The sequence below is a fragment of the Rhodococcus sp. NPDC057014 genome (assembly GCF_042673295.1).
Classification (GTDB): Bacteria; Actinomycetota; Actinomycetes; order Mycobacteriales; family Mycobacteriaceae; genus Rhodococcus_F.
In genome coordinates this window covers 1-15,035 of the sequence record NZ_JBHUSF010000019.1, presented here as the reverse complement: position 1 = coordinate 15,035, position 15,035 = coordinate 1, and the positions used below count along the sequence as shown (strand labels likewise).

12 protein-coding genes and 1 pseudogene are annotated in these 15,035 nt (G+C 64.2%); 6 read left to right on the top strand and 7 right to left on the bottom strand.

Features of this window, described 5'->3' with window-relative positions:
• The first annotated feature begins 267 nt into the window (after nucleotides 1–267).
• Nucleotides 268–1,239 carry a porin PorA family protein gene (locus ACFTZB_RS06455; RefSeq protein ID WP_378430633.1) on the top strand — a complete coding sequence of 324 codons (972 nt, stop codon included), beginning with the start codon at nucleotides 268–270 and terminating at the stop codon, nucleotides 1,237–1,239.
• Between the two features lie 750 nt (nucleotides 1,240–1,989).
• Entirely contained in the window at nucleotides 1,990–2,298 is a 309-nt protein-coding gene (locus ACFTZB_RS06450; RefSeq protein ID WP_378430632.1) for a hypothetical protein, read from the top strand.
• 24 nt (nucleotides 2,299–2,322) lie between these two features.
• Here ACFTZB_RS06450 and ACFTZB_RS06445 read toward each other — a convergent pair whose 3' ends face one another.
• The 6 genes from ACFTZB_RS06445 to ACFTZB_RS06420 all read right to left on the bottom strand — a co-directional run bounded on the left by ACFTZB_RS06445 (nucleotide 2,323) and on the right by ACFTZB_RS06420 (nucleotide 7,101).
• A complete protein-coding gene (locus ACFTZB_RS06445; protein WP_378430631.1) occupies nucleotides 2,323–3,006 on the bottom strand; it encodes a TetR-like C-terminal domain-containing protein in 684 nt (227 codons plus the stop codon).
• Nucleotides 3,003–3,761: a tyrosine-protein phosphatase gene (locus ACFTZB_RS06440; RefSeq protein ID WP_378430630.1), complete on the bottom strand. Its 759-nt coding sequence runs from the start codon at nucleotides 3,759–3,761 to the stop codon at nucleotides 3,003–3,005. The genes ACFTZB_RS06445 and ACFTZB_RS06440 overlap by 4 nt, the downstream gene beginning before the upstream one ends.
• A gap of 2 nt (nucleotides 3,762–3,763) precedes the next feature.
• Nucleotides 3,764–4,624, bottom strand: coding sequence for a phosphonate ABC transporter, permease protein PhnE (gene phnE / locus ACFTZB_RS06435; RefSeq protein WP_378430629.1), 861 nt, complete (start codon nucleotides 4,622–4,624; stop codon nucleotides 3,764–3,766).
• Nucleotides 4,621–5,370 (bottom strand): phosphonate ABC transporter ATP-binding protein, encoded by a 750-nt coding sequence (locus ACFTZB_RS06430; protein WP_378430628.1) that lies wholly within the window; start codon nucleotides 5,368–5,370, stop codon nucleotides 4,621–4,623. Before ACFTZB_RS06430 ends, phnE begins: the two co-directional genes overlap by 4 nt.
• Nucleotides 5,371–5,423: 53 nt before the next feature.
• Nucleotides 5,424–6,326, bottom strand: a complete 903-nt coding sequence (locus ACFTZB_RS06425) for a phosphate/phosphite/phosphonate ABC transporter substrate-binding protein (RefSeq protein ID WP_378430627.1) — start codon at nucleotides 6,324–6,326, stop codon at nucleotides 5,424–5,426.
• A gap of 421 nt (nucleotides 6,327–6,747) precedes the next feature.
• The gene (locus ACFTZB_RS06420) at nucleotides 6,748–7,101 is read right to left on the bottom strand and encodes a hypothetical protein (protein ID WP_378430626.1); all 354 of its coding nucleotides are present in this window, start codon (nucleotides 7,099–7,101) and stop codon (nucleotides 6,748–6,750) included.
• A 648-nt stretch (nucleotides 7,102–7,749) separates the two neighbouring features.
• Here ACFTZB_RS06420 and ACFTZB_RS06415 point away from each other — a divergent pair.
• Nucleotides 7,750–8,841 (top strand): annotated as a pseudogene (locus ACFTZB_RS06415) (IS630 family transposase).
• 197 nt (nucleotides 8,842–9,038) lie between these two features.
• Here the strand turns inward: ACFTZB_RS06415 and ACFTZB_RS06410 are convergent.
• Complete coding sequence (locus ACFTZB_RS06410; RefSeq protein ID WP_378430625.1) at nucleotides 9,039–10,631, bottom strand: helix-turn-helix domain-containing protein; 1,593 nt, start codon at nucleotides 10,629–10,631, stop codon at nucleotides 9,039–9,041.
• 343 nt (nucleotides 10,632–10,974) lie between these two features.
• Here ACFTZB_RS06410 and ACFTZB_RS06405 point away from each other — a divergent pair, with 343 nt between their 5' ends.
• The 3 genes from ACFTZB_RS06405 to dapA all read left to right on the top strand — a co-directional run bounded on the left by ACFTZB_RS06405 (nucleotide 10,975) and on the right by dapA (nucleotide 14,798).
• Nucleotides 10,975–12,339 carry an MFS transporter gene (locus tag ACFTZB_RS06405; protein ID WP_378430624.1) on the top strand — a complete coding sequence of 455 codons (1,365 nt, stop codon included), beginning with the start codon at nucleotides 10,975–10,977 and terminating at the stop codon, nucleotides 12,337–12,339.
• Between the two features lie 101 nt (nucleotides 12,340–12,440).
• A complete protein-coding gene (locus ACFTZB_RS06400; protein ID WP_378430623.1) occupies nucleotides 12,441–13,832 on the top strand; it encodes a protoporphyrinogen/coproporphyrinogen oxidase in 1,392 nt (463 codons plus the stop codon).
• Nucleotides 13,833–13,898: 66 nt separating this feature from the next.
• Nucleotides 13,899–14,798, top strand: coding sequence for a 4-hydroxy-tetrahydrodipicolinate synthase (gene dapA / locus ACFTZB_RS06395; protein WP_378430622.1), 900 nt, complete (start codon nucleotides 13,899–13,901; stop codon nucleotides 14,796–14,798).
• Nucleotides 14,799–15,035: the final 237 nt, after the last annotated feature.

The window sequence follows — 15,035 nt, the reverse complement described above, 5'->3', positions numbered from 1 at the left end:
TCCACATTGAACGCGTCCCGCACATTCAGGGCACGGTGCACCGATCCCTCGTGAGCTCGGCTGCCCGTCGCTGCGACCGAGCACGGGAGATTGCCTCATTGAAACCCTCGCGGCGTGCCTCGTACCTGCGGTCGCGGCGCAACTTCAGCCGCGAACCCTATTCGGACGGCGTAGCCAGATAGCCCCACCCCTCCCACATCTGCCGAAACCCGGCAAGGAGACACAGTGGTAATTCGACGCTCCTCGAAAATACTTATCGCGATAGGGATGCTGCTCTTCCTAGCGGCGGCCGCAATCCGGTTCGTCTTGGTCCCCCTAGCAACGAGGCTTCCCGGCGACCTCGACAGCACAGCTCAGTACGAAGGCACCGCAAATCTGCTCAACCCTGACGCACTGCAGGTCGGGGACCTCGCCAACGCGATCGCAACCGGGGTACCCATCACTATCGATCGGCACGTGTACGTGTGGAGCACATCCGGCGACACCGCCATCACGCACGACGACACGACAGTGCACACCCCCGCAGGATCGATTCCCAACAACCACACGTACGCCTTGAACCGGTCGACGTTGGACAGGGCACCGTCTACCGACCGGGCGGTTGAATCACACTCAGGTCTGACGATCTCGCTTCCGTTGCACTCTTCCCCCTCGTCCGGCTATCGGTACTACGACTCGGCCACCCGAACGACGGTTCCGATGACGTTCGTCGACAGCGGAGAGGTCGCCGGACGCACCACCTATAACTACGCGATTGCGGCCCAGGGCGCTCTGCAAGACCCTGCCATAGCAGAAACGCTCCCGAAAGCACTTCCGAAATCGCTGCTCAGATCCCTGACACCCCTGTTACCTGAGCAAACCCGAGTGAGCGTTACCGCCGCACTCGAGCAGCTTGCAGATCCGGTATCGCTGACATACGACGCAGACACCCAGGCAACCCTTGCCGCGGACACAGTCACCGGCACCCCGGTCAACGGCTCGCTTAAACAGCAGATCATTGCCAACATCGATCTCAACGGTCGCCCCGTCCCACTGATGCCGGTGATGTCGATCGACGCCAAGCTCACCCAGGCCTCGGTTACAGAGGCGGCCGCCGCGGCCTCCTCCGCGAGCACGATGCTGTCGCTTGTCGAAAAAATACATTCCCCTCGGTCTGCTCGTCATCGGCGCAGCATGCATTGTGCTGGCCGTTATCCGACGCCGGCCCACACCGGCCGCAGATGTGGAGCCCGTCGATGAGGAAGTAGCCACTCGCACCTGAGCCCGACGACGTAGCAGAACGCGACAAACTGGCGTGATGTCCGTACGGATGTCACTTCGTGCATGAGGATGAAATGAACGACCAAGAACAACGCATGCTTGAGTACACAACCCGGTGGATCGACTACGGCGGCGGGGATGATGAGATCCTGGCGGAATTCGGGCTCACTCCGGAAGAGTTCTACTGCCGACTACTCCACCTGGTGTCCACTCGGTGGGTCGGCGGTCCGGACGCAAACGTCCGTAGGCATCTGGGCCGGTTTTCCTCGAAGAAGGTAGCTGCTTACGCGGCAATGCGTTCCACTCCTGGCCGGTAAATTGCCCGCGCGATTCGGTCCCGGTGCAACTGTTGGAGCACCCGGACCGAGCGCTACGTCGGACACTCGGCACCTTCCTGCCCGCGCGGATTCCCGCGCTGATAGCCACGCCGTCCGTTCAGCAGTCGAGAGAAATTGCATCAGTCGCCAAGCCTGGCGTGCGGCAACAAGCCGGAGATCGAACCCAGTCGCTACCCGGCGGCGAGCGGTTCGCAGTTGCCGACATAGAAATGAATCGGGTATCGACAGCCACCAAGCGAACAGTGCGGTACACACACCAGGCCCGCGCCGAATCCGGCCAGCCGCTGAAGACCCTCCTCGCGAAAAGCCCCGACCGTGCTCGCTGCCTGTCCTCGCCGCAGGTCCAGACCCCTTATCTCCACACGAGGACTGCTCTGGCCCGGCTTCCGCGTTGGACAACGTCACTGACACGACCCGCACGGAGACCGACGATTTTCGATCATTGGACAGGTTATTTGGCACACCGACCCGGCATTCCAGCGGCAACGCCGTGGACAACTTCCGATTGGACATCCTCGGTGTCTCTTCACACGGGGATGGATCCCAGCTCGCCGTGGCGGCTTCCGCGAACTGCGACATCTGGCAGGCGGCGTACGAAATTGCGGTCCTGGCCGAGCGGGTCGGCTCGGAAGTCGAGGCGTTGCCTACCACCGGTGTTCGCCCCTCGCTTGGACAGATTCGTGCTAGTCGCAGCTCGTGACCGGTGATGAGGGTATTGCGCCGCTCATGCGAGATCGTCACCACCGCGAGGGCTGTCGAGGCGGGGGTCGCGGATAAATATGCCGTCGAGGACGATTTCGTACGCCGCGTGTATCCGCGCCTGGGTCTCGGGACTGTCGATCCGTTCGCCGCGTGCGACGACTTGGTAGTAGGAGACACCGGCGATGAGGTCGAAGCACGCCTCCACGTCCAGGTCTGGCCGAAGCATCCGCCGGTCGATGCCCGCACGCAATGCCTCTTCGAGTACGACTCGCCGGCGGGTGGTGTGTGACTGCCAGTACACCTTCTGGAGGGTGGGATCGGTCATGGCGAGCCGGATCCGGTGGCGAAACCGCTCGTGCGGATAGTCGGCGACCTCACCGCTGGTCGCCGCTCCGGTGAGGAAGTCGAGGATCGCTTGGCGGAGGTCCCCATCGGTCGGAATCGGCGGGTGGTCGATCATGCCGACGTCGAGAGCTGCGGCAATGAGGTGGTTCAGTGATGTCCAGCGCCGATAGATGGCGGCGCGACCGACGCCGCTTCGCTCGACGATGTGCGCCGCGGTGACGGGTGTGCCCATGTCTATGAGCTCGAGGACCGCGTGGAGGATCTGCCCGTCGATCTCCTCGTGGCGTGGGCGCCCGGGGCCGCGCCCGCGGTGGTTCTCGCGCGGAGCGGGCGCGGGCGCGGCATCGTCGAGCGTCGTCATGCGGTGAGTGCCCGCTCACGCAGCCGTGCGATCGTTGCGTCATTGAGGCCGGCGGCGCGAAGCGGGGTAAGCGGATCGCCGTGGCGCGCTCGTAATTCGTTGAGCAGGATGTGCATTGAGACATCCATGGGTTCGTTCGGAAATTGCGTCGTGCCATCCCAGTTAACGCCGAGTCGCTGCATGAGTAGCGAGGTTCTGGGGCGCAGGCGTTCCAGGACGGCGGCCATGTTCGCATCGGTACGGGCGTAGTCGGTGACGATGTGTTCGTCGGTGGCGCCGAGCGCGAGGAGAAGCGCAGCAGCAAGGACACCGGTGCGGTCGCGTCCGGCGGCGCAGTGAAAGGCCGTTGCGCCCGGTGTCAGGGCGATGATCGACAGTGCGCTCGCTAGCTGTGGTGCTGCAGTTTCGAACAGGCGGACATACAACTCCCCGATCGCCGCGTACTCGAGCACGAACGCGCGCTCGTCGGACGTGGGGAGATCGGAATGGACGCTCGCCACGAGTGACAGGTGATGATACGAAACTCGGTGCTCTGCGAGGGGGCCACGTCCGGTGATCGCGACCTCGTCGTTGGTGCGGAGGTCGATGACAGCGGAGAGGCCGCCGTTCACGAGTTCGCGTGCCGCCTCCTCCGTGACGAGGGAGAGGTCGTCGGCGCGGATCGCCAACCCCGTGCGCAGTGTGCCTCCGGCGATCGGGATGCCGCCAAGATCACGCAGATTGACGGGGACGGTCGGGACGATGTCAACGGTCATGGTTAGGTGATTTTCCTTCGGATGAGTGCGCTGCACTGGTCGATCACCGTGACGAGCGCGATTATGCAGATGATGATGGCGCTGAGATGTCCGTAGTCGTACATCCGCATCGCCGTGGTGAGTTCGAGTCCGATGCCGCCGGCACCGACGAGCCCGAGAATGGTGGCTCCACGCACATTGCCCTCGAAGAGCAGCAGTGTGTACGACACGAGTACGGGGGCGGCTTGTGGCAGAATCCCGTAGCTGATTACCTGGCGTTTCGAAGCGCCCACTGCCTGCATCGCGATGACGGGGCCGCGGTCCACGGACTCCATGGCCTCGGCATAGATCTTGCCGATCGAGCCGACCGACCCGAGCGTCATTGCGAGGATGCCCGCAAAGGGTCCGAGACCAACCGCCGAGACGAACATCAGGGCAAACACGAGGTCGGGGATCGATCGGATCACATTCATTGCCCACCGTGTGGGGTAGTACAGCCATGGGGGTGCGATGTTCGAGGAAGCCGCGAGCGCGGCGAGCAACGACAGTCCAGCACCGAGAACTGTTCCGACCACGGCCATCTGAAGTGTTTCGACCAGCAGTTCGACGATGGTCCCGAGCTTCGCGAAGTCGGGCGGGAACAACCGCGACAGGAACTCGCCCATGTTGATCGAGCCTTCGGCGAGCATGGTGAAGTTGAACTCGGCTCCCGCAAATGACCAGAGCAGTACGACCAGCGCTACCGGAACACCGGCGAGGAAGCGCGTCCGCGGGATGGAGAACGCGCGCTCGAGGCGTCGACGTTCGGCGGGATCGAGTACGTCGGGCGCCCGCCCCGTCCGCCGGCCTGCGGCGGGAGACAGGTCAGGTGAGGTCGCGGTCATCGCGGGTCCTCCTCGTGGTACAGCACGGACAGCTTGTCTGCATCGAGGTCGGCGGTGGGTGCTGAGATGAGCATTTCGCCGCCCCGGAGTCCGATGATGCGATCGCTGTGCGTGAGCGCGAGTGGAAGCACATGCAGACTGACCAGCACCGGGATGGCGTGCTCGCTGGCGATGTCGCGCAGAAGTCCGAGAACGGAGTCGGCGAGCTTCGGATCAAGAGACGAGACGGGCTCATCGGCGAGGATCACGCGAGGTGATTGCATGAGGGCGCGAGCGATCGCAACGCGCTGCTGTTGGCCGCCGCTCAGCGTGCGCGCCTGGCTCTTTGCCTTGTGTGACAGGCCGACCCGGTCGAGGTAGTGCAGTGCGAGGGTGCGGTGCTCGCTGGTGAATCCGCCGACCAGGTTGAGCGGGCCGGCACGGTGTAGTGCACCGGTCAGCACGTTGTTCAGCACGCTCATCCGCGGGATGAGGTTGAACTGTTGGAATATCTGTCCCACCTTCGCGCGCAGTCGCCGCAGTTCACCCGCCCGCAGAGCGGTGAGATCGTGACCTGCGATCTGTGCGACGCCACCGGTGACAGGGGCAAAGCCCGTCAGGCTCTTCATGAGCGTTGACTTTCCCGATCCTGACGACCCCAGCAATGCCACCATCTCACCCGGGTGGATATCGAGATTGACGCCGCGCAGAATCGTGTGCTCGCCGTAGGCGACCTGCAGATCACGTACCGTCACGACGGGTGCCACAGCGGTAGGTCCTACCGGAACGGGCTCCAGCACCGGGATGGCTGGCATACCACTCACTTGAGGTCTCCCAGGTCCACACCGGCAACCGCGGCGATGTCGACGAAGGGGCCGAACACCGCGGGATCGGGATCCGCCATCATGGGGTGGCCGACGGTCCCGGACGCCATGGCACCGAGTGCCTCCCTATTTTCCTCCGCGAACACCTTCGGAAGCGCCTCCTGCAGCGACACGCGTGTGGGTTCGTCGAGCGATTGCCTCGCCAGCACGGTGGCCATCACCGGCATCGAAGGACTTTCCCCGATTGCGCGCCACTCCCCCGCTGCGAACGGGAACGCCGGCGCTGCGCGCTGCGTCAGCACGATCGCTGTACATGCCGCATCGACCTGCCCCTGACGAAGGGCCGCGAAGCTTCCCTCGTGCCCGCCCGAGAACACGGACTCAAAATCCTCCCCCTGTTCAAGGCCGGCTTCATGAAGCATGTACACGGGCATGAAGTACCCGCTGCTCGACGCCTGATCCGCGAAGGCGATCGTCTTGCCGCGAAGATCATCCACTGTCTGCACCGGCGAATCATCGAGCACGACGCACGTCGATACCGGATCACCGTTGCCTTCCCAGGCCACGAGCGCGTCGACGTCGCCGGTGTTCACCGCAAGGGCCGAAGGAAACCCACTCATGAACCCGATATCGACATGGTCGGATCTGATCGCCTCGACCACGCTGAGATAGTCCGGCACATCGACGATCTCGACCTCCCGGCCAGTCTCCTTCTCGAGCAGCTCACCGAGGACCTCAATCGGGTTGGCGGTCGTCGGGTCATCACCGAGTGGGAGTGTCGCAATCGTGATAGGCGCGACGGCGGAATTCTCGCTGCCGGTGCCGGAAACCTGACAGCCGGAAAGTGCGAGTAGGGCGGTGAGACCCAGTATGCCCATGGGCACGGCATGAATACGCATGATGTCCTTCGTTGAGGGGCAAAGCTCCGTGTGACACGGACACCGGGATTCAATCCTCAACAGGTGACGTCGAAATACGAGAACGCGGTACCTCAAATCGAACGCCAGGTGAACGCTCGATTACCGGATCAGTTGATGCCGGGCGGCGCCTCCGTGGACGCGGCACTGCGGTTCTCGACTTCTGGTTAGGATCGCGGGCCTAATCGAGCGTTTTCTACGACTCTGAGTTTCAGATATTTCTGCTTGGTGTGTTCGTTGTCTCGCCCGCGGACTCCGGGCGGTTCGCCGCACGGCACGCCGCCGAAGCCGCGGTCGACACCGTCACCGAATCAGGGCTACCTCAACGTGTCCCCGGTCACCGCTAGGTCGCCGGGCGCGTGGCCGGTGCAGGTCCACCGCGTCGACGTGATCGTTCTTCTCCTCAACCGTGGCCGATCTGGTTCCGTTTCCAGCTCCCGCCCGTCAATCCGTACACGCGGTTCTCCCGCAACGGCAACGGCCGATACGCTCCTTCCCGCAACTGCGCAGCCAACTCGTCGAGCAGCCGCTCGATCCCGTACTGCTCGACCTCGGCCAGAGTGGTCTTGTCGGCACCCGGTGCGCCGTTGTTGGCACGCACCGCCACCCACGCCCGCCACAGAACGTCTCTGCGGAAGACGTTGTCCCGTAACGAATGGAACCGTCGCCGGGGATCGGCCTTGGCCGCCCGGTAAAGCGCATGATGAGGATCTCGAACCGGGTCCAACCCGGACCCCACCGTGGCGGAACTAGCCATCACCGGCACTCACCAGGCCCCTCTCAACGAACACGACACATCGACGGAGCAGCGGCCCTTCCCTCACCGACGGTTCTGTAGTCCGCTCGGCTCGATCGGTACTACGACCGCCTCCGACTCCCTCCCGACAGGCCACCCATTTCCCGAGGTCATCGGTTATAGGGCACCACCCTCCGGCGACATATTTCCGCAGGTCGCCGGGCCGGGGAGGCCTCACCAGTTCCCGCCGTCACTATCCGAACGTTCCGCACCCCATACGCCGGGGAGTTCTTCGACGCCTGCACATTCAGGTCTTCAGCGTCTTCCATGGCCTTCACCGTGATGCTGCCGGCTCGGCACTCCCTGTGCCCACCCGAAGGCGGGTAGTTAACGACGCCGCAGGCTTCGCTTCATGCTACGGACCGATCGGTTGCTCCCCCTTTGAAGGGCTCTCGACACTGGGCTTCGACCCCGCCGGTTTCCCACGAAGCCGCCAGTCTGCTACCGGGCCCCCTGACAGTTACCCGGACCGGACTCACACCGGCAAGCGACGACGAGCTTACGAACACAGGTCACCTACACAAGGTCACCTCCATTCCCTGGTCGCGCAACAAAGTACTACTAGTGTCGTACGCCATAAATTCGTGCTTTAACTTGATATCCTGAGGCATGCCTCGAACCGGACGCCCGAAGGCTGAGTTGATGTTGACCGATAACGAACGCGAACAACTCGTTCGATGGTCGCGGCGAGCGAAAACCCCACAATCGTTGGCACTGAGGTCGCGGATCGTGTTGGCCTGCGGAGCCGGGGATGACAAACAAGCAAGTTGCGGCAGACCTAGGGATATCCGCCAACACGGTCAACAAATGGCGCGGGCGCTTCGTCGACCGACGCCTCGACGGCTTGGTCGACGAACCTCGACCGGGTCGTCCGCCCTCGATCTTGCTGGACCGGGTCGAAGACGTGGTTACCGCGACACTGGAAACCTCCCCGGCCAATGCGACGCACTGGTCGCGTACCTTGATGGCCAAGCGCACCGGCCTGTCACCGTCGACGATCGGCCGGATCTGGCGCAAGTTCGAACTCAAACCGCATCTGACCGACGGTTTCAAGCTGTCCACGGATCCGCAGTTCGTGGACAAGGTCGTCGATGTTGTTGGCCTTTACCATAATCCGCCCGAGCGTGCCGTCGTCCTGTGCGTGGACGAGAAGAGCCAGATGCAGGCATTGAACCGTTCCCAGCCGGTGCTGCCGATGATGCCCGGCATGCCGGAACGGCGCAGTCATGACTACGCCCGCAGCGGCGTCGCCAGCCTGTTCGCGGCGTTCAACATCGCCGACGGCACGGTGATCTCCGAGCTTCATCGACGTCACCGGGCCGTGGAGTTCAAGAAGTTCCTCACCGCGATCGACAAGGCCGTCCCCGACGAGTTGGACGTGCATCTCGTCTGCGACAACCTGGCCACCCACAAGACGCCGGCAGTGGGCGACTGGTTGGCCAAGCACCCACGTTTTCACGTCCACTTCACCCCGACCGGGTCCTCGTGGATCAATCAGGTCGAGCGATGGTTCGCATTCCTGACCGATCAGCTGCTCCGCAGTGGTGTACACAAAAGCGTTGCAGCACTGGAGAAAGAGTTCGCAACTGGGTCAAGACCTGGAACGATGACCCGAAGCCGTTCGTCTGGCACAAGACCGCCGAGGAGATCCTCGATTCCCTCGCCAAATATATCTCACGAATTTCTGACGCGGGACACTAGTGTGCGCCGCAGGGGCACTTCTCACCCGGTGGTAATGGGTAGCGGCTGAACCATTTCATCTGATCTGGGTTGAACATTTGCATTCCGGCTCATTGAATGTTGCAAAACATACTAAGCTGCAACATATTTCGCCGCTCGATTCCAATGGTAATCACTTCCGGCGTGTCGGCAGATCCTGTTCTTGTTGCCGACTCGACTCATCGTTGTGTGGGTCCGGCGAGTTGTTCGAGCATGTAGTGGGCAGCGTGGTCGACCTTACTGCGCCACGCTGCTAATGCGGCGTCGACGTCGTGTGCGTGGATTGCGTCGAGGAGCCGGCGCCCGCCTTCGACGATGTCGTCCTTGGGATATTGGTAGTTCAAGCCCATCGTGGTCACGAACAGCCGGACTTGCAGGGTGAGGCGTACGAACATCGCCTCCGTTCTCGGCATGTGCGCGGCCCTGGCCAGTTCGTCTTGCAGATCGAGGTCGATGAATCCTGTGATGAGACTGGTGCCCTCGGCTGCGTGGCGAACGACTTCGTCGTGGAGGGCATCGAGGCGGTGGGGAAGTGGTTCGTCGCTGGCGGCGAGCCTGCGGATCAGGGTGGTGCCGAGGAATGCCCGGGCGGTGTAGGTCTCCGACACATCGCGTTCGGTAGGGGCAGGGATCCAGGAGCGCCCGCTGTCGTCCTGGTTGATCAGTCCTTCGTCGGCGAGCTGCTTGAGCGCGTCGGCGACGGCACTGCGGGGCAGTTGCACGCGGGTGGCGAGCTTGCGCTCGGCGATCTTGCCGCCGGCGTGAAGTGTTCCGTCGGCCATGCTCTCATACAGGCCGCGGACGACGGCAGACTGTGCCGGTAACGCCCCCTCTTCTCGTGTGACAATTTGAGTCAATGAACCGAAAATCGGGACAATGCGGGACCAGGTGAATGGCCCCTCCGGTTGGCGATACCACGACCGGATGCGTCGTTGGACTTCGAGGAGTTCGGGCAGTTGGCGGGTGTCGATGTTGTCGGCGAGTGAGTGCAGCTGCGCAAGCCACAGGTCGTGGGAAACAACGACCGCGTCGATCCGGGGATTGCGGGAGAGCCACCGTTCCGCTGCGGCGTCGGGGGTGAAATCCAGAAACAGGGTAATGCTGCGATCGGTCGGAGCGCCGTCGATCGCCCGGCGAAAGAGTGTGGTGGTTGCCTCGGTCGGCGCGAGGCGGTGGGTGCCTTTCTCGCCGGCGAGGGCCGCGCACAGCACCGTCTCGAGGGGATCGGTGACAGAGGTGGATGGCGACCGGCGCCGCCGGTGTGCCCCCCGGGTCTCGGCGGGCGCGTAGAAGCCGAGGATGCGGCGATGGGGGTCGATGTGGACGAACGCCAGCAGCGCGCTCTGGTCGGCCAGCATCGGCGCGTCGCCTGGTCGGGCCGGCGGGAACGTTTGTCGCCGAATCCGGCTGACCATCGTCTGACTGATCCCGGTGGCCTCGGCGACCGAACGGGTCGTCCACTTCCCGGCGGGCGGTTCGAGCAGCGACGTGGTCAAGATCTCGTGCATGACCTCCCCCGGATACCGCGGTCGTCCCGGGCGCTGGGCATCGTCGAGCCCGGCCAGTCCGTCGTCCTGAAACCGCCGCTTCCACCGCATCGCGGTACGAAAGCTCACCCCGGTGCGGCGCGCTGCTTCGGCGACGCTGACCTCGGTGCAGGCGAGCACGATCTCCGCTCGCAAAGCCTGGTTGCGTGTCGACTGCGCTGCCACCGCCATCCGGGTCAGCGTTGCGCGATCCCGATCGGTGATCTGCAGAAGGCTGTTCGGCATCGTCACACTATAGGACTTGATTTATGACTCATCAATGTCGATTTCGTGCGCGCATCGCGCGCAATGTGAGTTGAGCGACACATACTCGTGGCCATCAACTGCACGACCCCGCGTACCTCGGTAGGTGGCCGAAGACCTCCGGTGCTTCCCCCGTACGGAGATCGCGAATTAGTCCTCGGAGGTTCGACGTTCATCTCAACGCTGTGCCGCACAGATGTGGGTCCGGCTCCCACCGATAGGTGAGGGCACAGCTCACACGCCTCAATCGGCGACCGCGGACGCTCCGTCGCTCGGCCCTTTTAGCGAAACCCCGACTTTCCCCTGGCTTATCGAGGAGATCACCTTGACTACCAATGCGCTCGACGACTCGCCCTTGACGCCCTTCCACAAACGGCTGGCGTTGTTTTCGTCCGGTGGACCGTTCCTCGACGGCTACGTGCTCAGCATCATCGGCGTCGCGATGGTCCAGCTCACCCCACATCTGGACCTGTCCACCTCGGCACAGGGATTGATCGGTGCCTCCTCGCTCGTCGGAATCCTCCTCGGCGCCTTCGCCGGTGGCTGGCTGACCGACCGTTTCGGTCGACAGGTGCTGTTCACCCTCGACTTGGGCATGATCATCGTCTGTTCGATCGCCCAGTTCTTCGTCGAGGACGCGGTCTGGCTGTTCGTGTTGCGGTTGTTGATCGGCATGGCAGTCGGCGCCGACTATCCCATCGCGACCTCACTGCTCGCCGAGTTCGCCCCCCGCCGCTACCGCGGGCCCCTCATCGGATTCTTCACCACCATGTGGTTCGTCGGTGCCGCCGTCGCCTATATCGTGGGCGAGCTGTTGCTCAGTGTCGACGAGAACGGCTGGCGATGGATGCTCGCCAGCGCCGCGGTGCCGGGGATCATCATCGTCCTCGCCCGATTCGGAACACCGGAATCCCCCCGCTGGCTGCTCAAGCGAGGCCGCATCGAAGAGGCAAATGCCGCCCTGGCGAAGGTCTTCGGGCCGGGGGTGACCGTCGACGACCTTCCGGACGAAGAAACCGGGGAGAACCTGAAAGTGAGCGCCCTGATCCGCGGCGGCTACTTCAAGCGGATGATGTTCGTGACGACATTCTGGACATGCTCGATCATCCCGCTGTTCGCGGTCTACGCCTTCGCGCCGGCCATCCTGTCCGCCCTCAACCTCGAAGGTGACCTCGCCCACCTCGGCTCTGCCGTCATCACCATCATGTTCATGATCGGCTGCGTGGCCGCCGTCCTAGTGGTCAATCGAATAGGCCGCCGCCCCTTGCTGATTCACAGCTTCGTCTGGTCCGGACTCGCTCTGCTCGGGCTCGGGGCCTTCCCGAATGCCTCCACCGCGGTGGTACTCGTACTCTTCAGCGCGTACGCCGTCCTCATCGGTGGGGCCCAAATTCTGCAATGGGTGTACCCGAACGAACTCTTCCCCACCGAGGTGCGAGGCTCGGCCGTCGGTCTGGCCTCGTCGCTGAGCCGGATCGGGGCCGCAGTCGGAACCTATCTGGTCCCGCTGTCGCTGACCGGCCTCGGTATCGGCGCGACGATGCTCATCGCCGCAGGCATCACGATCATCGGAGCGGTGACGGCGGTGCTGTGGGCGCCGGAGACACGCAATCTGAGTCTCAGCGACAGTGCCTCGCTGCCGACGAAGACCGGCCAACACAGTGCCGGCACCGTCGAACCGGCCGCCTGAACCCCCGGAGGTCGACCCGACAGCAGTGCTGGGGCCCCTCAACTCTTCACCGGCCGCCCGGCCGAACCCACGCTTGGCAGAGAAATTAGGAAGGTACATCGATGAAAGACGTCGTGATCGTCGGAGGCGGAATCGCCGGGCTGGCCGCAGGCTGGCGGCTGCGTCACTGGGACACTGTCCTGCTCGAATCCGACGAGCGGGTCGGCGGCCGCATCCGCTCCGAGCGGCGAGGACCGTACTGGCTCAACTGGGGCGGTCACGTTTACGCCGGCGGAAACTCCTCGACCGCATGGCTGTTGGGCGACACCGGCGTCGACTCGGTAGCGGTCCCCGGATCGCTGACCGGGCTGGCGATGAACGGCACACTGCTACTCAACGGCCGCGTCGAGGGTTACCCGTTCCGGGTGCCGATGTCGATGTCCTCCCGGATCGGGGTGCTCAAGTCCGGCGCCAAGGTGGGGTTGGCGGTCGCCAAATACGCCAAGATCGTCGGCCTGCGCCCCGGCGAGGACGAGGCCACCCGCCAGCAGCGGGTCTACGACTTCATGAACGACCGCAGCTTCGCCGACTTCGTCGGGGACCTGCCCGAGGACGTCGAGGCCCTGTTCAAGCCCACCGTCACCCGCTCCTCCGGCGACATGGACCAGATCTCCGCCGGTGCCGGGGTCGGGTACTTCAGCCTCGTATGGGGCATCGGCGGCGGCTTGACCCAGAGCATCGTCGGTGGCCCCTCGACCCTGACCGGGAGCATCGCCGCCGCGCTCGGCGACCGGGTGCAACTCGGCGCCGCAGTCGAGGAGATCGTGCACAAGAAGAACTCCGTCGTCGTCCGCTACCGTCAGGACGGAATCGAGAAGGAGGTCGAAGCGCGCTCGGTCGTGCTGGCCACCCCCGCCACCGTCAGCCACAAGATCGCCGTCGACCTCGACAGTGACATCCGCCAGGCGTTGTCCGAAGTCAAGTACGGAACCCATGTAAGCGCCGCGTTCCTCACCAACGAGACCGAACGCCAGGTCTGGGACAACTCCTACGCCATCGCCACCCCGAAGCGATCGTTCAACGTGCTGCTGAACATGTCGAACATCGTTCGCGGGTACGAACAGGAACGCCAGCCCGGCAGCAGCCTCATGACGTTCTCCCCGGCAAGCCTGGGACGCTCACTCCTCGACCGCGACGATGACGAGATCATCAAGACCTACCTCGACGATCTCGACGACATCCTGCCCGGCTTCGCCGACACGGTCGTCGAGTCGCAGGTCCACAAGTTCCCAACCGGGGCACCCTACTGCTTCCCGGGCCGGGCGAAGCTGCAGCCCACCCTGACCCGACGCGGAGGCCGCGTCTTCCTGGCCGGCGACTACCTCGGCAGCCTCTACACCGAAAGCGCCATCGGCACCGGACTCACCGCGGCACAAGAGGTTCAGAGCCTGCTGGCCACCGACCGGCAGAGTCCCGCCCATCGCCTGCTGAGCCCGGTCTCCGCCGCCAACTGACCACAACCCAAAGCACAGCCGCCCGCCACCGGCCCCTCACCCGGCCGCAACACAAGGAGTATCCCCATGACCGCTCAGCTGCATGGAATTCTGACCGCCCTGACCACTCCCTTCGCCCCCGACGGACAGATCGACGCGAGCACGCTGCGCCGGGTCGTCGACCGCAGCATCGACGGCGGCGTCGACGGCGTCGTCGCCTGCGGGTCGACCGGCGAATTCGCCGCCCTCAGCAACGCCGAACGCCGCACGGTCGTCGAGACCGTCATCGATCAGACCGCCGGCCGCGTGCCGGTCATCGCCCAGACCGGAGCCGTCAGCACCGCCGAAGCCGTGGAACTGTCGAAGCACGCCGAGGCCGCCGGCGCATCGGTGCTGATGGTCGTCGCCCCGTACTACGAGCCCCTCACCACCGAGGAGACCGTGCACTACCTGCGGACCGTCGCCGACGCCGTCAGCATTCCGATCATGCTCTACAACCTCCCCGTCGCCACCGGCGTCCCCTTGACACCCGACCTGGTCCGGCGGCTCGCCACCGAGACCGACAACTTCCGATACATCAAGGACACCAGCGCCGACATGGCGTACGCCGGGCAACTGATCCACAACCACAGTGACGTCATCTCGACGTTCGTCGGGTGGGACAGCCTGTTCCTGGCCGCCCTCACCGAGGGCTCCGCAGGTGTCATGTCGGGATCGGCGAACGTGATTCCGGCCCATCTGGTCTCCATCCACCAGGCCCTGCAGAACGGCGACCTGGACCGTGCACGACGCGAGTGGGCACAGATCTACCCGCTCATCGACGCCATCACGGCCGCCCCCTACAACGCCGCGGTCAAGACCGCTCTCGACGCCGTCGGGTTCCCCGTGGGAAGGTGCCGCAAGCCCACCCTCGACCTCGATCCGGAGGCGGCAGCGGCCATCTCGGCGGCCGCCGCGGCCCTCCCGCAGTTGTCGACGGCCAAGTAAGACCGATACCACTGCCCGGACCGCACCCCGGCTGACTGTCGCGGCCCTCTCATCGACATCGCGTCGACGGTGAGAGGTCCGCGATGTCCCCACCCGGAGCCGAGTCCCCACCCGACGCCCGCGGTAATCGGCTCGGGATCCGCAACGGACCGGGCCTGCAGCTCGAGTTCCACGATCATGGAGGTACCTCTGATGTCCATCTCAACCCCCGTCGAGGACGTGACGGTACGCCGTGCA